An 18,345-nucleotide genomic window follows, 5' to 3' on the forward strand; every position below is an offset into this window, starting at 1 on the left:
GCAAATCATGCAAATCAAGCTGGCCAACCCCCGCGGCTTCTGCGCCGGCGTCGATCGCGCCATCGATATCGTCAACAGCGCGCTGGACGTCTTCGATCCGCCCATCTACGTGCGCCACGAGGTGGTGCACAACCGCTTCGTGGTCGACAGCCTGCGCGAGCGGGGCGCGGTCTTCGTCGAGGAACTGCACGAGGTGCCGGATGACGTCATCGTGATCTTCTCGGCCCACGGCGTCTCCCGGGCCGTCCAGGAAGAGGCCGAACGGCGCGGCCTGAAGGTCTTCGACGCCACCTGCCCACTGGTCACCAAGGTGCATATGGAGGTGCTGCGCTACGCGCGGCGCGGCCAGGAGTGCATCCTCATCGGTCACGAGGGCCACCCGGAGGTGGAGGGCACCATGGGGCGTTACGACACCTCCTACGGGGGCCGGATCTACCTGGTCGAGGACGAGGAGGACGTGGCCAACCTGGAGGTCAAGGACCCGAGCCGGCTGGCCTTCGTGACCCAGACCACGCTCTCCATGGATGACACCGCCAGGGTGATCGATGCCCTGCGCGAGCGCTTCCCCGAGATCGCCGGGCCGCGCAAGGACGACATCTGCTATGCGACCCAGAACCGCCAGGACGCCGTGCGCGAGCTGGCGGCTGGCTGTGACCTGGTGCTGGTGGTGGGCAGCCCCAACAGCTCCAACTCCAACCGCCTGCGCGAGCTGTCCGAGCGCGTCGGGACGCCGGCCTATCTGGTGGATAGCGCCGAGCAGGTCGACCCGGCCTGGCTGGAGGGCGTAAACGCGGTGGGCGTCACCGCCGGCGCCAGTGCCCCCGAGGTGCTGGTCAAGGGGGTGATCGAGCGACTCCAGGCCCTGGGCGCCAGTGCGCCGGAGGAACTCGCGGGCCGCGAGGAGACCATCACCTTCTCCATGCCGCGCGAACTCCGCGAGCGGGTGATCGCCAGCGACTAGCCGTGTGCTACCGCGGGCGTGGCGCTCAGGGGGCGCCTCAGCCTTTGGTACGGCCAAGAAAACCGGGCAAGCGCCCGGTTTTTTTGTGACCATTGGCTGTCGGAAACGACAGTACTGATACATACTGATACAAATCGTGACGTAAGCAGGGGAGATGCGCCGCGTGATCATGACTCGCACACGACATCGGCCGAAGGGCCCCGAAGACCATGCCCGGCGCCAGGCCGGCTTCACGCTGATCGAGCTGATGATCGCGGTGGCGGTGATCGGGATTCTCGCCGCCATCGCCTATCCCAGCTATACGCAGTATGTGGAAAGGGCTAAGCGGACAGATGCACATGCGGGCCTGAATCAAGCTGCAGGCACGCTGGAACGCTGTTACACAGTCTATAACGCCTATGACAATGCTGGCTGTGCATTGGGCAATGGTGACACCCTGGATTCACCGGAGGAGTATTACACTATTACTGTAGTTAGTAGTGCATCGGCTTACACTTTAACGGCTTCTCTTGCTTCCGGAAGTGATGGTTGTAGTGGCGATATCACGTTAGATCATACCGGCAGTAAGCTGCCTGCGGCCTGTTGGTGAAGTCATGAAGATAAAAGGTTTCACCCTCATCGAGCTTTTGGCCGCTTTGGCAGTGGCAGTGATCCTGGCCACAGTGGCTGTGCCAAGCTTTCAGGAACTCATGGCAAGAAATCGCCTGGCGGCTGACTTCAACCATGTCCTCTCAGGCTTGAATTATGCTCGAAGTGAGGCTGTGAAGCGTCGTGACGATATTACAGTCAATATTTCGGGAGCTTGGCAGGTACAGGTAACCCATATCGTTGGTGGGGTGGTTACGACGATGAAGACGCTATCGTCAGATGATGGGAGCGTGGCGATAAGTGCTGCCACGCCAGACCCTTTCTCTATCACTTTCAATGAGCTAGGGAGAGCGAACTGTCCAGTGGGCACGCCATGCTCCGTGACGCTTCAATACCAGGGTGGTGATAGTGAGACATTGCAGGTAAATGCAGCAGGCATGGTAAGCAGACCTTGATTTTAAGTAGGCCATCTATGCACAGTAGGAGGTTTTAATGTGAATGGTGATACGGATAAGGGGTTTACCCTGATCGAAGCATTGATTGCCATCCTGGTGCTATCCCTTGGTCTCTTAGGGGTTGCTGCTATGCAGCTTAATGCGATGAAAAGTTCTCATGTCTCCTATCAGCGATCGATTGCAACGCTTTCGGCACAAGATGCAGTGGAACGGCTTTGGGCCGAGCTGGGAGATGCTTCAAACCCTGGAATATGCCCAGATGCGACATCCGTGGCAACTATCAATGCTGCCTGGAATGCTCAGTGGAGTACGCTGCTCCCTATATCTGATGCGACGCCCATTACTGCTACGGACTGCGAATATGTCATTAGCGTTCAATGGAGTGACGAGCGGTTCGATGAAAACCTGGATGGGAATATAGATTCGGTCTCGAGTCTTGCCTACGTCGTAGAGCTTCCGGGTAGGGTGGCGTCACCATGAATATGAAGATAAATTGTTTTCGCCAGCGCGGTTTTAGCCTAGTAGAGCTCATGGTCGCCCTAGTGATAGGGTTGCTGGTGGTATTGGGAGCGACGCAAATCTTCATCTCGGGGAAACAATCCTACGAGCAGGCAAGGCTGTTGAACCAGCGCCAGGAGACCTTGCGGTATCTTGTTGATGTCATGGCCCAAGATATTAGAACCGCTGATCCCTTGTCGGCGGCATCCAGTGATGGCTCCAGCTTGACACTTGATTATGCTGAATCACGGGAAAGTGACGCCTATTGTAGTGGAGACGATCTCAATCAGTTGGTTTATTCTCAACAGGACGGTAGCTTGAATATTGAGGTCAGCTGCATAGACCCTGGTGGTGCAGTGACGACAGTTGAGCAATCTATCATTAATGGTATTGTGGGTGCGTCATTTAACTTGAGCCTGGATTCCGGAGTTGTGAATAATAAGGTGTTTGTGGATATTGGGTTATCTTTGGTTCCTATTGATGGCCAGCCGGATGCCTTCACGTTTCGAGTGACAAACCGAGCTTCCGCAGTGTCGAGGTTTGAGTAATAGTAGCTGCCTAAGACTGCAATGTGAGGGTGCTGATATGATTAGGATAAGAAAACAAGGCGGTGCGGCACTGATTGTTAGCTTGGTGCTAATGGTTATAGCATTGCTGTTGGGGTTGTCCAGTTTTCAGTCCTCACGCCTGGAAGAGCAAATGGCTGGTAACTATCGCGCGTCGGTTTCGGCGCTGATGGCCGCTGAATACGGCGGGGCAGAAGCTTGGAAGCTATTTCTCAACGGAGCCCCAAATTGTGGTACCTCTGGATGGCCGGCAGGGTATGAAAATATCGCTGCTGCTGAGGTGAGTGCCGCCTATAGCATTACATGTGCACCGAAAACCGATGCAGACGGAAATACTTTATATGGGCGCTACGTAATTACCAGTACGGGGCGTGTCAATCCGAATGACTCCATATTTCGCAGCTTGCAGTTCGAAACCCATCTTGGGGTCGGTCCAGGGGCACCCATCGTGGTCGCGGAAGATGAAGGAGAATGTGATCCGGATAGCTTGATATTTGAACCTCCTAGCTCAAATGCTGAAATAACGGGTGAAGAAGATATTGATGGTAATAACAGGGCGGCGATTCAAGTCGCTTGCACCCAGATTGCTGAAGGTGTAGTAGGCGAGATCATACCGAATAATGAAACTGTCGAGAGTGCCTCAGAGTATGATGCGTCTACTGACACCTATACCTGTGTAGATGATGGTGGTAATAATCGGCTATGTAATTATCAGGGTGGTGTGCAAGGCGGAATTGATGTCCAGGCGTTAACAGATGCCAATCTTCTTGCAACTTTTCTCAGTGCCTTGCAGGCAGATGCAGGAACGTCAGTGCAAGACTATTTTCCTTCATCTGATGAGTTTTCGGAAGATGGTAGCGTTTACTTTCTTAGTCATGGCGATGACTTGGCTGGGGTGGATACTGATGCGAATGGACGTCCGACATTTAATCACTCGGGTGATCTCGATGGAAAGGGTGTCTTGGTCATTGATGGGAATGTTGATTTTAATGGTGTCCCCAGTTTTGACGGGCTAATTATTGTCCTGGGTGATTATATTGTTTCCGGTGGTGGTGGTGGTGAGTTTCATGGCTCGGTTGTGTCGGCCCCCATAGATCAGCTGAATACGTACCAAGAAGACGGATCTGTTGTCTCTGACACTGAAGGTTCAGGCGGGAATGAGCTTGACTGTGGTTCTTCATGTATATTTGCAGATAAAACGATTGCCATTGGAGGGGGCGGTACCTCATTGTATAACTTTGATGATGACGTCTTGCTGGATACATTTTCCCTGATATCTGATGTGACTATTCAGTATGATACGGACGGTGATGGCTCAGACGAAACGCTGAGTATCGTCGACCTCTGGGGGTTAGAGGGTGTCGGTCTGGGAGATAATTACTATATAGCCTCTTGGCTGGAAACTATTTAGTGTGTTTTGAAGTATGCTAAAAGGCCGCTCCTTCTTGGGGCGGCTTTTCAGCTTTGGCAGGAGGTGCTTTTTTCGGTTCTCACTCTCCCCATGTTGTTGATAATGATGTCGGCACCTTGTCCGTCATAACCACAGATAGTAATGGTGCCATTATGACCCCTTGACCAGCCCGTCGATTGAAAGCGTAGTGGTGTATCTCTATTGAAAGATGAAGTTGGTTGGCCGGTTCCTTCCATCACTTTGAGTAGGCTGGAACTGGTCAGGTCTCCGCTTGGGGCTTGGCCTTCCACAATGAGGATGGGCAGAGACCAGTCGCTTAAATCGCAGTTCGTGCTTACAGCTGAAGACGCGGGGCAAACGGAAATGGTTGCCCGGCGAGTGATCGCCGTATTGCGCGCCAGCGCCAGGGCGGTCTTGATGCGTATGACCTCCGCGGCGACCTCGTTGCGGGCGGTGAACTGCTGGAAGCTGGGGATGCCCCAGGTGGCCATGAGGATCACCACGGCGAGCGTTACCAGCAGCTCGATCAGTGTCAGGCCCCGCTGGGCGGGCTTTGCCAGGCCCGGTGGCCTGCCGGTAAGCTGATGGCCTTCGGCGGTGCCCTGTCCCATGCCGTGTCTCCCGGGAGTGCCCGTTCTCGTGGGTATTCCTTCAAGCTAGACAGGTGCCGCGCCCTCTCCGTAAGCGATAGCGGACACGCCTCGTGAGTGATTTTCTCGTTGTGGGCGGTGGCGTCATCGGCATGATGACGACGCTGCAACTGGCCGATGCCGGCCATTCGGTGACCCTTCTCGAGCGCGGCCAGTGCGGCCGCGAGGCCTCCTGGGCCGGCGGCGGCATCGTCTCGCCGCTCTATCCCTGGCGCTACAGCGCGCCGATCTCGCGCCTCTCCACCTGGTCCGAGGGCTTCTATCCGGAGCTGGCCCTGCGTCTGCTGGAGGAAACCGGCATCGATCCGGAGTACCGCCAGAAGGGCCTGTTCTACCTGCGGGTCGACGACGAGGCGCGGGCCATGGAGTGGGCCCGCGAGGTCGGCAAGCCCCTGGAGCGGGTCTCCGCCGACTTCCTCTATGACAAGGAGCCCGAGGTGGCACCCGGCTGCCGCGAGGCGCTGTGGATGCCGACACTCGGCAGCATCCGCAACCCGCGGCTGACCCGGGCGCTGCGCCGCCGCCTGGCCGCGATGGGCCGCGTGACGCTGCGGGAAGGCTGCGAGGTCACGGGCCTGCGCCTCGCGGCGGGGCGCGTCGCGGGGGTGGAGACCACGGAGGGCATCGTCGGCGGGGAGCAGGTCATCGTCTGCGGCGGCGCCTGGGCGGCCGGCCTGCTGGCGCCGCTCGGGGTGTCGCTGCCGGTGCGGCCGGTGAAGGGGCAGATGATCCTCTTCAAGGCGCCAGCGGGGCTGGTCAGCCGGGTGGTGCTGATGGATGGGCGCTACGTGATCCCGCGGGCCGATGGCCGGGTGCTGGCCGGCTCGACCCTGGAGGAGGCGGGGTTCGACAAGTCCGTGTCCGGAGAGGCCCGCGACTCCCTCTGGCACTCGGCGACCCGGATCGTCCCGGCGCTGGCCGAGTGCGAGGTGGAGCACCACTGGGCGGGACTGCGCCCGGGCTCGCCGGACGGGGTGCCTTTCATCGGTGCGCTACCGGGCGTCGACAACCTGCATGTGAACGCCGGCCACTATCGCAATGGCCTGGTGCTGGCGCCGGCCTCGACGCGCCTGCTGGTCGATGAGCTGCTGGGGCGCGAGCCGATCGTCGATCCGGCGCCCTACCGGCTGGCGGGGCGGCTGCCGGCCTGACGCGCCGGCGGGTCAGGCGGGGTCAATCCCCGTGCTGCTCTTCCAGGTACTTGTTGCGGTGGTCGGGCGAGCAGAACCACTGACCTCTGTCCCGCAGGGCCTCGTCCTCCGGAAGGTGCACCTGGCACCAGGCGCAGCGCACCATCTGGTTGCCCTGGGGACTGCCTTGGGCGGCCTCCTCGCGGTCGAGCTTCCACTCGCGGTACATGCGATACAGCTTGAGGCCGGCGAAGAACAGCACGGCGAAGATGATCAGGCGGATCAGCAACAGGTTCATCCTCAAATGACTCCCTGAGTGGGGCCGGCCGCCTTTGCCACTCGACCGCCCTTGCGGGACAATGCACGTATCAACCGATTCTCGAGAGATTTCTACGCCCATGCAAGACCTGACGCTGGTGATGGCTCAGCTGGACCCGCTGGTCGGGGATATCCCCGGCAACACCGACCGAGCCATCGAGACGGTACGCGAGGCGCGCATCGAGCATGGTGCCGACATCGTGGTGCTGCCGGAGCTCTTCCTCACCGGCTACCCGCCGGAGGATCTGCTGCTGCGCCCCTCCATGGAGACCCGCCTGCGCCATGCCCGAGCCCGCATGGCCGAGAAGATGGTGCGCGACGTCATGGTGATCGTCGGTTATCCGGGGCGTCGCGAGGGACGCAACTGGAACCTCGCCGGGGTGCTCTACAACGGCGAGTGGCTCGACGAGTACGCCAAGCAGGCCCTGCCCAACTATGAGGTCTTCGACGAGCAACGCTACTTCGCCGTCGGCGGCGAGCCGCTGGTGGTCGAGCACAAGGGCGCCAGGCTGGGCATCCTGATCTGCGAGGACATCTGGGCCGAGGCCCCGGTGCGCCAGGCGCGGGAGGCCGGGGCCGAGATCCTCGTCACCCTCAATGCCTCGCCCTTCCATCAGGACAAGCCCGCCGAGCGCCTGGCTCTGCTCAAGCAGCGGGCCTCCGAGGTGGCGCTGCCGATCGTCTATGTCAATCAGATCGGTGGCCAGGACGAGCTGGTGTTCGATGGCGGGTCGGCCTGCGTCGACGCCCGGGGCGAGCTGCGGGTGCAGGCGCCGCACTGGGCGGTGGGCCTGATGCCGGTGCAGTTCGTCCACGAGCAGGGCAGCTGGATTCCCCAGGCCGGGGAGACCGACCCCGAGGTGGCGCCGGAGGAGAACCTCTATTGCGCGCTGGTGACCGGGCTTCGTGACTACGTCAACAAGAGCGGCTTCGAGGGCGTGGTGCTGGGGCTGTCCGGGGGCATCGACTCGGCCCTGTCGCTGGCCATCGCCGTGGATGCCCTGGGGCCGCAGCGCGTCCATGCGGTGATGATGCCGTATCACTACACCGCCGACATCTCCCGGCAGGATGCCGCCGAGCAGGCCAGGCTGCTCGGCGTCGGCTACGAGGTGATGCCCATCGAGTCGATGGTCGATGCCTTCATGGAGACCCTGGCCGACAGCTTCGCCGGCACCCAGCGGGATACCACCGAGGAGAACCTGCAGTCGCGCTGTCGCGGGGTGCTGCTGATGGCGATCTCCAACAAGAAGGGCCTGATGGTGCTGAGCACCGGCAACAAGAGCGAGATGGCGGTGGGCTACGCGACGCTCTATGGCGACATGGTGGGCGGCTACAACGCCATCAAGGACGTCTACAAGACCTGGGTCTATCGACTGGCCCGGTGGCGCAACACCCAGTCGCCGGCGATCCCCGAGCGGGTCATCGAGCGGCCGCCCTCCGCCGAGCTGGCCCCGGACCAGCAGGACAGCGACTCGCTGCCCGACTACGACACCCTGGACGCCATCCTGGTGCGCTACATCGAGGGCGACATGAGCGCCGAGGCGATCATCGCCGCGGGCTTCGACCGGGACGACGTCTACAAGGTGGTACGGCTGGTCGACCGCTGCGAGTACAAGCGTCGCCAGGCGCCGGTGGGCGTGCGGGTCACCCGGCGCGGCTTCGGGCGTGACCGCCGCTATCCCATCGTCAACGGCTGGCAGCCGGGAGAATGAAGCGGAAGGCTTGACGCCGAAGGCTCGAAGACAAACCGGCGCTGCTTCTGGCAGCGCCGGTTTTTACATCCGAAGGGGGGAAGCCGGGCCGGGTCAGGCCGAGAGGGCCGGCGCGTCCACGTAGCGGGGATCGAAGGTGCGGCCGTTCAGTCGCTCGTGGTCCGGGGCGTTCTCGATCAGTACCTTCAGGGACTCCCGGGCGCGGTCGGTCATGTTCAGGCCCAGGTAGCCCTCGACCATCACCGCCAGGGCGTCCCGGGTGCCGGCGGCCTGCGGGTAGTTCTCGATGACCCAGCGGCCCCGCTCGACGGCGGCGAGGTAGGCGCCCTTGCGCAGGTAGAAATCGGCGACCTGCAACTCGTGACGGGCCAGCAGGTTGCGCAGGTAGACGATGCGCTGACGGGCGTCCGCGGCATACTGGCTGTCGGGGAAGCGCTGGACCAGCTCGCGGAAGTCGGAATAGGCGTCGCGGCTCGCGCCCAGGTCGCGCTTGGAAATATCGATCAGGCGCAGGGCCTCGAGACTGAAGCGACCCGCCTGCCAGGCCGCCAGGCCGCGCATGTAGTAGGCATAGTCGACCTGGGGGTGGTCCGGATGCAGGCGGATGAAGCGGCTGGCCGCGGCCCGGGCGCTCTCCCAGTCATCGGTCTCGTAGTAGGCGTAGATCAGTTCCAGCTGGGCCTGCTCCGCGGTATCGCCGAAGGGGAAGCGGGTGTCGATGGCCTCGAGCCGGTTGATGGCGGTGGTATAGCGGCCGCTTTCCAGCGCGGCGCGGCCTTCCTCGTAGAGCTGGCGCTCCTGCAGGTCGGGGGCCTCCTCGTCGCCGGTGCTGGCACAGCCGGCCAGCAGGGTGGTCGCCAGCAGCATGGCGGCCAGGCGAGTCCCGGTCGTGATAACGCGCATCGTGATCCTCGTGTCAAACAACCCTGGGCGGCCGTGCTAGAATCGGCCAGGAATCGCCCACTATAAAGCACCTTGCGGTAAAACGCAGTCATCGCGCCGGCCGTGATGACAGAGCGCCTACGGGCGTCGCCACCCTCCAGACGGACCCATCGACGAGCCCATGTCCCAGACCCTCGAAGCCCAGCATCGCGTTCCCGAGCGCATGGCAGGCCTGCGCCTCGACCAGGCCGCCGCCGAACTCTTCGCCGACTTCTCCCGGGAGCGTCTCAAGGGATGGATCAAGGACGGTGCCTTGACCGTCGACGGCAGCCCCGCCAAGCCCAAGGACAAGGTCTACGGTGGCGAGGCACTGGCGCTCGCCGCCGAGATCGAGGACGACGCCCGCTTCGAGCCCGAGGAGATTCCCCTGGAGGTGGTCTTCGAGGACGACCAGGTACTGGTGGTCAACAAGCCGCCCGGCCTGGTGGTGCACCCGGCCGCCGGCAACCCCGACGGCACGCTGCTCAACGGCTTGCTGCACCACTGCCCCGAGCTGGCGGCGATCCCCCGGGCCGGCATCGTCCACCGCCTGGACAAGGACACCAGCGGCCTGATGGTGGTGGCCAAGACGCTGCCCGCCCAGACCGCGCTGGTGGAGCAGCTGCAGGCGCGCACCGTGTCCCGGGAGTACGACGCCGTGGTGGTCGGGGTGATGACCGCCGGCGGGACCGTGGATGCGCCCATCGGCCGCCACCCCCGGGACCGCAAGCGCCAGGCGGTGAACGCCTCCGGCAAGCCGGCGGTGACCCACTACCGGGTGGTCGAGCGCTTCCGCGCCCATACCCATGTGCGCTGCCGCCTGGAGACCGGGCGCACCCACCAGATCCGCGTGCACCTGGGCCACCTGCGCTATCCGCTGATCGGTGACCCGGTCTACGGCGGTCGCCTGAAGCTGCCCGCCGGGGCGGGGGAGACCCTCAAGGAGGTGCTGCGCAAGTTTCCCCGTCAGGCGCTGCATGCCCGCAAGCTGGCCTTCGTGCATCCCGGCAGCGGCGAGACCCTGACGTTCCGGGCGGCCCTGCCCGATGACCTGCTGATGCTGCTCGACTTCCTGCGCGATGACTGCGAGACGATGCGATGAGCGATGCCCTCGACCTGCGCCCGACGCTGATCCGCCCCGACTGGCCGGCGCCGCCCTCGGTGGGGGCCTTCGTTACCACCCGGGAGATCGGCCCCAGCCAGGGCGACTTCGCCGCCTTCAATCCGGCCCTGCACGTGGGTGACAACCCGGCCCATGTGGCGCTGTGCCGGCGCCAGTTGCACAAGGAGGTCGGCGACGACCGCCCGCTGCTGTGGCTCGACCAGGTGCATGGCGCCCGGGTCCAGCAGGTCTATTCCGGGGAGCTGCCCGAGGCCGACGCCTCGGTGGCCCTGGACCGCGGCCATGCCTGCGTGGTGCTGACCGCCGACTGCCTGCCGGTGTTCTTCTGCGACCGGGCCGGCCAGCGCGTCGGGGTGGCCCATGCCGGCTGGCGAGGCCTGGCCGGCGGGGTGCTCGAGGCCACGGTGGCGGCCATGGGGGTCCCGGCCGAGGCCCAGATGGCCTGGCTCGGGCCGGCCATCTCCAATGCCCAGTTCGAGGTGGGCCCGGAGGTGCGCCAGGCCTTCGTGGCGGTGCACCCCGAGGCCCTGGACGCCTTCGATCCCAGTCCCTACCGGCTCGGCCACTACATGGCCGACCTCTACAAGCTGGCGCGCCTGCGTCTCGAGCGACTCGGCCTGGCGCATATCAGCGGCGGCCACTTCTGCACCGCCTGCGAACCGCGTTTCTACTCCTACCGCCGTGACGACGGCGTGACCGGCCGCATGGCCAGCATGATCTGGTTGCGCTAGCCCGGCTTCTCCGGGAGCTGGAAGATCGTCCGCTGCGCGAACGTAAGCTTGAAGCGGGAAGAAAACCCTTGACGGCTTTTGTGGCGGATTCAAGCTGCCTTCCAGCTTCCAGCTTCCAGCTTCCAGCTTCCAGCTTCCAGCTTCCAGCTTCCAGCTTCCAGCTTCCAGCTTCCAGCTTCCAGCTTCCAGCTGGCGCTTGACCCATATCAATCCCCTTCGCTTTCCGATGGCCCATACCTTGAAAGCCGGTCATCCTGACTCCATTGAGGATGTCAAGACCCATGACATAGGGACAGGCGGCGCGTCCGACCGCGCCGCCACCCCGACGGAGGAAAGCGAATGCGATTCGACAAGTTCACCGCCAAGCTGCAGAACGCCGTGGCCGATGCCCAGTCCCTGGCGGTGGGGCACGGACACAACCAGCTCGAGCCCGGCCACCTGCTGCTGGCGCTGCTGGAGGCCACCGACACCGGCGTCAAGGCGCTGGTGCAGAAGGCCGGCGGCGATGCGGCGGGGCTGCGCGATGCCCTGACGGGCCACCTGGACGACCTGCCCCGGGTCGGTGACTTCGACGGCGAGGTGCAGCCCTCCCGCGATCTCGTGAAGCTGTTCAACCTGACCGATCGCGAGGCCCAGAAGCGGGGCGATCAGTACATTGCCAGCGAGCTGGTGCTGCTCGCGGCCCTGGAGATGCGCCATGCGGTGAGCAAGGTGCTGACCCAGGCCGGCCTGACCCGCCAGGCGCTGGAGACCGCCATCGAGAGCGTGCGCGGCGGCGAGCGGGTCGAGGACCCCAATGTCGAGGAGAGCCGCGAGGCGCTGGACAAGTACACCCTGGACCTCACCGAGCGGGCGTCCAGCGGCAAGCTCGACCCGGTGATCGGCCGCGACGACGAGATCCGCCGCACCATCCAGGTGCTGCAGCGGCGCACCAAGAACAACCCGGTGCTGATCGGCGAGCCCGGCGTGGGCAAGACCGCCATCGTCGAGGGCCTGGCCCAGCGCATCGTCGACGGCGAGGTGCCGGAAGGGCTCAAGGACAAGCGCGTGCTGTCGCTCGACATGGGCGCGCTGCTGGCCGGGGCCAAGTTCCGCGGCGAGTTCGAGGAACGCCTGAAGGCGGTGCTCAAGGAGCTGGCCCAGGAGGAGGGCCGGGTCATCCTGTTCATCGACGAGCTGCACACCATGGTCGGCGCCGGCAAGGCCGAGGGCGCCATGGACGCCGGCAACATGCTCAAGCCGGCCCTGGCCCGCGGCGAGCTGCACTGCGTCGGCGCGACCACCCTGGACGAGTACCGTAAGCACATCGAGAAGGATGCGGCCCTGGAGCGCCGCTTCCAGAAGGTGCTGGTGGACGAGCCCAGCGAGGAGGACACCGTGGCGATCCTGCGCGGGCTCAAGGAACGCTACGAGGTGCACCACGGCGTCGACATCACCGACGGCGCCATCATCGCCGCGGCCAAGCTGTCGACCCGCTACATCACCGACCGCCAGTTGCCCGACAAGGCGATCGACCTGGTCGACGAGGCCTGTTCGCGGATCCGCATGGAGCTCGACTCCAAGCCGGAGGAGATGGATCGCCTCGATCGCCGGCTGATCCAGCTCAAGATGGAGCGCGAGCACCTCAAGAAGGAGACCGACGAGGCCTCCAAGAAACGTCTCGAGAGCCTCGAGGAGCAGATCGCCGAGCTGGAGCGCGAATACGCCGACCTGGACGAGATCTGGAAGGCCGAGAAGGCCAGCATCCAGGGGGCCGCCCAGTTCAAGGACGAGCTCGACCGGGCCCGGGTGGACCTGGAGCAGGCTCGCCGTCAGAGTGACCTGGCGCGCATGTCCGAGCTGCAGTACGGCGTGATCCCGGCGCTCGAGAAGAAGATCGCCGAGAGCAGCGCCGCCGAGGCCGACGCCGATACCGCCAGCCACAAGCTGCTGCGTTCCAACGTCACCGAGGAGGAGATCGCCGAGGTGGTGTCGCGCTGGACCGGCATCCCGGTCGCCAAGATGCTCGAGGGCGAGCGCGACAAGCTGCTGCGCATGGAGGAGGCCCTGCACGAGCGGGTGATCGGCCAGGACGAGGCGGTCACCGCCGTGTCGAACGCCGTGCGCCGCTCCCGGGCCGGGCTGGCCGACCCCAACCGGCCCAACGGCTCCTTCCTGTTCCTCGGCCCGACCGGGGTGGGCAAGACCGAGCTCTGCAAGTCGTTGGCCAATTTCCTGTTCGACACCGAAGAGGCCATGGTGCGCATCGACATGTCCGAGTTCATGGAGAAGCACTCGGTGGCGCGGTTGATCGGTGCGCCCCCTGGCTACGTCGGCTACGAGGAGGGCGGCTACCTGACCGAGGCCGTGCGCCGCAAGCCCTACTCGGTGCTGCTGCTCGACGAGGTGGAGAAGGCCCACCACGATGTCTTCAACATCCTGCTGCAGGTGCTGGAGGACGGTCGCCTCACCGACGGCCAGGGGCGCACGGTCGACTTCCGCAACACCGTCATCGTGATGACCTCCAACATGGGCTCGGATGTCATCCAGCGCATGGGCGGCGACGACAGCGACTATCAGCAGATGAAGGACATGGTGATGGAGGTGGTGGGCAGCCACTTCCGCCCCGAGTTGATCAACCGCATCGACGAGGTCGTGGTCTTCCATGCCCTGGGGCAGGATCAGATCCAGGCCATCGCCGATATCCAGCTCGACCGCCTGCGCGCGCGCCTGGCCGAGCACGACCTGGGGCTCGAGGTCTCCAGCGAGGCCATGGCCCAACTGGCCGTGGTGGGCTTCGATCCGGTGTTCGGCGCCCGTCCGCTCAAGCGGGCGATCCAGAGCCGGCTCGAGAACCCGCTGGCCCAGGACCTGCTGGCGGGCCGTTTCTCGCCCGGCGACGTCATCCGCGTCGAGGTCGAGGAGGACCACCTGGTCTTCCGCTGCTGAAACCGTTCGCCCGCGCCGGCGGGTGCCTGGCGCGGGCGAACGCGATCGGGCCGGGATGGCCCCTGGCCCGCCGGGTGCGTCCCGGTGGGCCTTTTCGTGCCGGCGGTCAGGCCCGGACGCGCTCCCGGACCCGCGACAGGTGGACCCGGCGCAGGCTGACGTTGTCGCCGACCAGGTGGCGCTGCAGGTCCTCGAGGGAGACGCCCTTGGTCTCGGGCATCAGGAACATCACGAAGACCAGCTGCAGCAGCATCATCACCGCGAAGAAGGCGAACACCGGGCCGCCGCTGAAGGTCCCCAGCACCCAGGGCATCACCAGGGTGATCAGCGCGGCACAGATCCAGTGGATCGAGCTGCCGAAGGACTGGCCGCGGGCGCGCACGTGGTTGGGGAACACCTCGGCGATGAACACCCAGATCACCGCCCCCTGGCTGATCGCGTGGGCGGCGATGAACAGCCCCAGCAGCAGCGGCACCTCGAGCCCGCCGAGCTCGTCATTGAAGAAGGCCCGCGAAATCAGCACCAGCGACACCAGGTAGCCGGCCGAGCCGATGTACAGCAGGGTGCGGCGACCCAGGCGGTCGATCAGCGCCATGCCGAGCATGGTGAACACCAGGTTGACCAGTCCGATGCCGGCGGTAGAGAGCAGCGCCACCTGGCTGCCGAGCTCGGCGGCCTCGAGGACGCGGGGTGCATAGTAGATGATGAAGTTGATGCCGGAGAGCTGGTTGAAGAAGGCGATCAGGAAGGCCAGCAGGATCGGCAGCCGGTAGCGCCGCGAGAAGAAGGGGGCGTGGGCGTTGCGTTCCTCGTCCTCGGCGGCGCGGATGGTGGCGATCTCGGCGTCGATGTCGGCATCGGGCTTGATCAGGCGCAGCACCCGGCTGGCTTCCGCGACGTCGTTGCGCTTGAGGATCAGCCAGCGCGGGCTGCGGGGGACCCGGGTGATCATCAGGGTGTAGATCAGGGCGGGCACGGCCTCGATGCCGAGCATCCAGCGCCAGGCGCTGTCGTCGAGCACGAGGCTGCCGATGAGGTAGTTCGACACGAAGGCCATCAGGATGCCGAAGACGATGTTGAACTGGTACATGGCGACCAGGAAGCCGCGATAGCGGGGCGGCGCGATCTCGGAGATATAGGTGGGGGCGGCCACCGAGGAGATCCCCACGCCGATGCCGCCGATCAGGCGGAAGGCGGCGAACAGCAGCGGGTCGGTGGCCAGCGCCGAGCCGACGGCCGAGACCAGGTAGAGCACACCGATCATCAGCAGGGTGGTGCGGCGTCCGAAGGTGTCGGTGGGCCAGTTGCCGAAGACCGCGCCGATCACGGTGCCCCACAGGGCCATGGACATGATCAGCAGGCCATGCTGCAGGTCGCTCAGTCCCCACAGCGTCTGGATGGGCTTGTCGGCGCCCGAGATCACCGCGGTGTCGAAGCCGAACAGGAAGCCGGCCAGGGCTACGGTGATGGACCATTGCACGATGCGTGACATGGTGCGTCTCCTCTGGTGAGGCGTTGTCTGGTTGTTGGAAGTGAATCGATTCACCTGGTGGCCGAAAGAGCACGTCGCCTGGGCCTGATCGGCGAGTTCGGCTCGACAGGGGGCGTCATCGGTAAGCTGAATCGTGTCACTTGGCAGCATTAAAGCAGCATCGCGTCCAAGCCGCGAGCCGAGAATGATAGACTTTAGTCGTGGCCGGCGGGGCGAAACGGCCATGCTCCCCGGCAATTCGGCGTCGCGGCGCGGGTGGTGGTTGACACTCTTCGGGGGCTATTGGAATCTTGTCGGTTCCTGACTGACGGGCGCGGACGCGAGCGGGCGATCCCCCATTACCGCGCGAAGGGTAGGCCATGGGCCTCTACCCGCCGTAGGACTTCCGGGTCCGGGCCAACCGCCCGGCCTGGCCAACGCCCCGACGCGGTGATCCGCCGTGATGAGAGTGCTGGCCCTAACCGGGCCTCAAAACGCCAGGGTTTGGCATCAGGTGCCGGCAGGTTCCGGCAGCGGCATACCGCCGCACTCGACCCCGTATCCCGAGAGGGGATGCGGATCGCACTCGAGACCTCCAGGGGAGAAACATCTGTGGAATTGCTTTCCGGCGCGGACATGATCGCCCGCTTCCTTCAGGACGAGGGCGTCGAATACATCTATGGCTATCCAGGCGGGGCGGCGCTGCACATCTATGACGCCCTGTTCCGTCAGGACAAGGTCAAGCACATCCTGGTGCGCCACGAACAGGCCGCCACCCATGCCGCCGACGGCTACGCCCGGGCCTCCGGCAAGCCCGGCACGGTACTGGTGACCTCCGGGCCCGGCGCCACCAACGCGGTCACCGGCATCGCCACCGCCTACATGGACTCGATCCCCATGGTGGTGCTGTGTGGTCAGGTGATGAGCCACCTGATCGGCGACGATGCCTTCCAGGAGACCGACATCATCGGCGTGACCCGGCCGATCGTGAAGCACAGCTTCTCGATCCGGCACCCGAGCGAGATTCCGGAAGTCCTCAAGAAGGCCTACTACCTGGCCGCAACCGGACGCCCCGGCCCGGTGGTGGTGGACATTCCCAAGGACATGACCGCACCCACCGAGCGCTACGAGTACGTCTATCCGAAGAAGGTCAAGCTGCGCTCCTACAACCCGGTCGCCCGCGGCCATACCGGCCAGATCAAGAAGGCCGTGGAGCTGATGCTCAAGGCCCGGCGCCCGGTGTTCTATACCGGCGGCGGCGTGGTGACGGGGCGGGCCTGCGAGGGGCTGACCGACATGGTCAAGCGCCTGGGCTACCCGATCACCACCACGCTGATGGGCATCGGCGCCTATCCGCAGAGCGACCAGCAGTGTCTCGGCTGGCTCGGCATGCACGGCTCCTACGAGTCGAACATGGCGATGCACCATGCCGACCTGATCATCGCCATCGGCGCGCGCTTCGACGACCGGGTGACCAACAACACCTCCAAGTTCTGCCCCACGGCCAAGATCATCCACGTGGACATCGATCCCAGCTCGGTCTCCAAGACCGTGCGCGCCGACGTGCCCATCGTCGGCCCGGCCCAGGGCGTGATCAACGAGATGATCAGCCTGCTGCAGGGCAAGGAGATCGCCAATCCCGACGCGCTCGAGGAGTGGTGGCAGACCATCGAGGGCTGGCGCGAGGAGCGCCGCGGCAAGCTCTACGAGCCGTCAAAGCCCGGCGAGACGATCAAGCCCCAGGAAGTCATCGAGGCGATCTGCCGGCTGACCCGCGGCGAGGCCTACGTCACCACCGACGTGGGCCAGCACCAGATGTTCGCGGCCCAGTACTACAAGTTCGACAAGCCCAACCGCTTCATCACCTCAGGCGGCCTCGGCACCATGGGCTTCGGCTTCCCGGCGGCCATGGGCATCAAGCAGAACTTCCCCGACGAGCAGGTGGTCTGCGTGACCGGCGAGGGCAGCTTCCAGATGATGATGCAGGAGCTGTCGACCTGTAAGCAGTTCGGTGGCGGCGTGAAGATCGTCAACCTGAACAACGCCTCGCTGGGCATGGTGCGCCAGTGGCAGGACCTCAACTACAAGTCCCGGCATGCGCACTCCTACATGGAGTCGCTGCCCGACTTCCAGAAACTCATCGAGTCGTATGGCTTCACCGCCCTGAAGGTGCAGACGATGGAGGAGCTCGAGCCGGCACTGGAGCGCACCTTTGCCGACAAGGACGAGCTGGTGTTCCTCGACGTGGCCGTGGACCCGCACGAGCACGTCTATCCGATGCAGGTGCCCCTGGGCTCCATGCGTGACATGCTGCTTTCCAAGACGGAGCGGACCTGATGCGCCATATCATCTCGATTCTGATGGAAAACGAACCGGGCGCTCTGTCACGCGTGGTGGGGCTGTTTTCCCAGCGCAACTTCAACATCGAAACCCTCAACGTGGCGCCCACCGAGGACGAGACGCTGTCACGGCTGACCGTGACCACCGTGGGCGACGACCGGGTGATCGAGCAGATCACCAAGCACCTCAACAAGCTGATCGACGTGGTCAAGCTGGTGGACCTCACCGAGGGCAGCCACATCGAGCGCGAACTGATGCTGGTGAAGGTCAAGGCCCTGGGAGCGGCCCGCGACGAGGTCAAGCGCACGGTGGACATCTTTCGCGCGCAGGTCGTCGACGTGACGCCGAGCCTCTACACGGTGCAGATCACCGGCGATGCCGAGAAGCTCGATGCCTTCCTCCAGGCCATGGCGCCGGTGGGCATCCTGGAAGTGGCGAGGACCGGGGTGTCGGGGATTGCCCGGGGGGACAAGGTGCTGTCCCTCTGAGCGGGCTTCCCCGCCAGTCGAGCACGAGCCGCCCTTCGGGGCGGCTTTTTTTGT

17 protein-coding genes are annotated in these 18,345 nt (G+C 64.2%); 13 read left to right on the plus strand and 4 right to left on the minus strand.

Translation table 11 applies throughout. The features are described 5' to 3' along the window. Window positions 1-7 precede the first annotated feature (7 nt). The 6 genes from ispH (at window position 8) to OCT48_RS01675 (ending at window position 4,479) form a co-directional block, all read left to right on the plus strand. Complete coding sequence (ispH, locus tag OCT48_RS01645; RefSeq protein ID WP_263591036.1) at window positions 8-961, plus strand: 4-hydroxy-3-methylbut-2-enyl diphosphate reductase; 954 nt, start codon at window positions 8-10, stop codon at window positions 959-961. A gap of 154 nt (window positions 962-1,115) precedes the next feature. Next, window positions 1,116-1,550, plus strand: a complete 435-nt coding sequence (locus OCT48_RS01655) for a type IV pilin protein (RefSeq protein WP_318152545.1) — start codon at window positions 1,116-1,118, stop codon at window positions 1,548-1,550. Window positions 1,551-1,554: 4 nt separating this feature from the next. Beyond that, a complete protein-coding gene (locus OCT48_RS01660) occupies window positions 1,555-2,004 on the plus strand; it encodes a GspH/FimT family pseudopilin (RefSeq protein WP_263591037.1) in 450 nt (149 codons plus the stop codon). 39 nt (window positions 2,005-2,043) lie between these two features. Then, the gene (gene pilV, locus OCT48_RS01665) at window positions 2,044-2,484 is read left to right on the plus strand and encodes a type IV pilus modification protein PilV (RefSeq protein WP_263591038.1); all 441 of its coding nucleotides are present in this window, start codon (window positions 2,044-2,046) and stop codon (window positions 2,482-2,484) included. After that, the gene (locus OCT48_RS01670; protein ID WP_263591039.1) at window positions 2,481-3,050 is read left to right on the plus strand and encodes a PilW family protein; all 570 of its coding nucleotides are present in this window, start codon (window positions 2,481-2,483) and stop codon (window positions 3,048-3,050) included. Before pilV ends, OCT48_RS01670 begins: the two co-directional genes overlap by 4 nt. Before the next feature lie 37 nt (window positions 3,051-3,087). Further along, entirely contained in the window at window positions 3,088-4,479 is a 1,392-nt protein-coding gene (locus OCT48_RS01675) for a PilX N-terminal domain-containing pilus assembly protein (RefSeq protein ID WP_263591040.1), read from the plus strand. 47 nt (window positions 4,480-4,526) lie between these two features. Here the strand turns inward: OCT48_RS01675 and OCT48_RS01680 are convergent, their stop codons facing one another. Beyond that, window positions 4,527-5,090, minus strand: a complete 564-nt coding sequence (locus OCT48_RS01680; protein ID WP_263591041.1) for a GspH/FimT family pseudopilin — start codon at window positions 5,088-5,090, stop codon at window positions 4,527-4,529. Between the two features lie 92 nt (window positions 5,091-5,182). Here OCT48_RS01680 and thiO point away from each other — a divergent pair, with 92 nt between their 5' ends. Next, complete coding sequence (gene thiO / locus OCT48_RS01685; RefSeq protein ID WP_263591042.1) at window positions 5,183-6,280, plus strand: glycine oxidase ThiO; 1,098 nt, start codon at window positions 5,183-5,185, stop codon at window positions 6,278-6,280. A gap of 22 nt (window positions 6,281-6,302) precedes the next feature. Here thiO and OCT48_RS01690 read toward each other — a convergent pair whose 3' ends face one another. After that, entirely contained in the window at window positions 6,303-6,557 is a 255-nt protein-coding gene (locus tag OCT48_RS01690; protein WP_263591043.1) for an HTTM domain-containing protein, read from the minus strand. Between the two features lie 100 nt (window positions 6,558-6,657). On the opposite strand from OCT48_RS01690, the gene OCT48_RS01695 reads away from it, so the two are divergent. After that, window positions 6,658-8,289: an NAD+ synthase gene (locus OCT48_RS01695; RefSeq protein WP_263591044.1), complete on the plus strand. Its 1,632-nt coding sequence runs from the start codon at window positions 6,658-6,660 to the stop codon at window positions 8,287-8,289. A gap of 93 nt (window positions 8,290-8,382) precedes the next feature. On the opposite strand, the gene OCT48_RS01700 is transcribed toward OCT48_RS01695, so the two are convergent. After that, entirely contained in the window at window positions 8,383-9,192 is an 810-nt protein-coding gene (locus OCT48_RS01700) for an outer membrane protein assembly factor BamD (protein ID WP_263591045.1), read from the minus strand. Window positions 9,193-9,352: 160 nt separating this feature from the next. On the opposite strand from OCT48_RS01700, the gene rluD reads away from it, so the two are divergent. The 3 genes from rluD (at window position 9,353) to clpB (ending at window position 13,992) form a co-directional block, all read left to right on the plus strand. Continuing rightward, on the plus strand, window positions 9,353-10,312 hold the full coding sequence (rluD, locus tag OCT48_RS01705; protein ID WP_263591046.1) for a 23S rRNA pseudouridine(1911/1915/1917) synthase RluD: 960 nt from the start codon (window positions 9,353-9,355) through the stop codon (window positions 10,310-10,312). Continuing rightward, the gene (gene pgeF / locus OCT48_RS01710; RefSeq protein WP_263591047.1) at window positions 10,309-11,064 is read left to right on the plus strand and encodes a peptidoglycan editing factor PgeF; all 756 of its coding nucleotides are present in this window, start codon (window positions 10,309-10,311) and stop codon (window positions 11,062-11,064) included. The genes rluD and pgeF overlap by 4 nt, the downstream gene beginning before the upstream one ends. Before the next feature lie 339 nt (window positions 11,065-11,403). Then, entirely contained in the window at window positions 11,404-13,992 is a 2,589-nt protein-coding gene (gene clpB / locus OCT48_RS01715) for an ATP-dependent chaperone ClpB (protein ID WP_263591048.1), read from the plus strand. A 106-nt stretch (window positions 13,993-14,098) separates the two neighbouring features. Here clpB and OCT48_RS01720 read toward each other — a convergent pair whose 3' ends face one another. Then, window positions 14,099-15,709: a sugar porter family MFS transporter gene (locus tag OCT48_RS01720; RefSeq protein WP_318152547.1), complete on the minus strand. Its 1,611-nt coding sequence runs from the start codon at window positions 15,707-15,709 to the stop codon at window positions 14,099-14,101. A gap of 366 nt (window positions 15,710-16,075) precedes the next feature. On the opposite strand from OCT48_RS01720, the gene OCT48_RS01725 reads away from it, so the two are divergent. Beyond that, window positions 16,076-17,800, plus strand: a complete 1,725-nt coding sequence (locus OCT48_RS01725) for an acetolactate synthase 3 large subunit (protein WP_263591050.1) — start codon at window positions 16,076-16,078, stop codon at window positions 17,798-17,800. Beyond that, window positions 17,800-18,291 (plus strand): acetolactate synthase small subunit, encoded by a 492-nt coding sequence (gene ilvN, locus OCT48_RS01730; RefSeq protein ID WP_126485044.1) that lies wholly within the window; start codon window positions 17,800-17,802, stop codon window positions 18,289-18,291. Before OCT48_RS01725 ends, ilvN begins: the two co-directional genes overlap by 1 nt. The last annotated feature ends 54 nt before the right edge of the window (window positions 18,292-18,345 follow it).

It is taken from the genome of Halomonas sp. M4R1S46, from assembly GCF_025725685.1.
Classification (GTDB): Bacteria; Pseudomonadota; Gammaproteobacteria; order Pseudomonadales; family Halomonadaceae; genus Halomonas.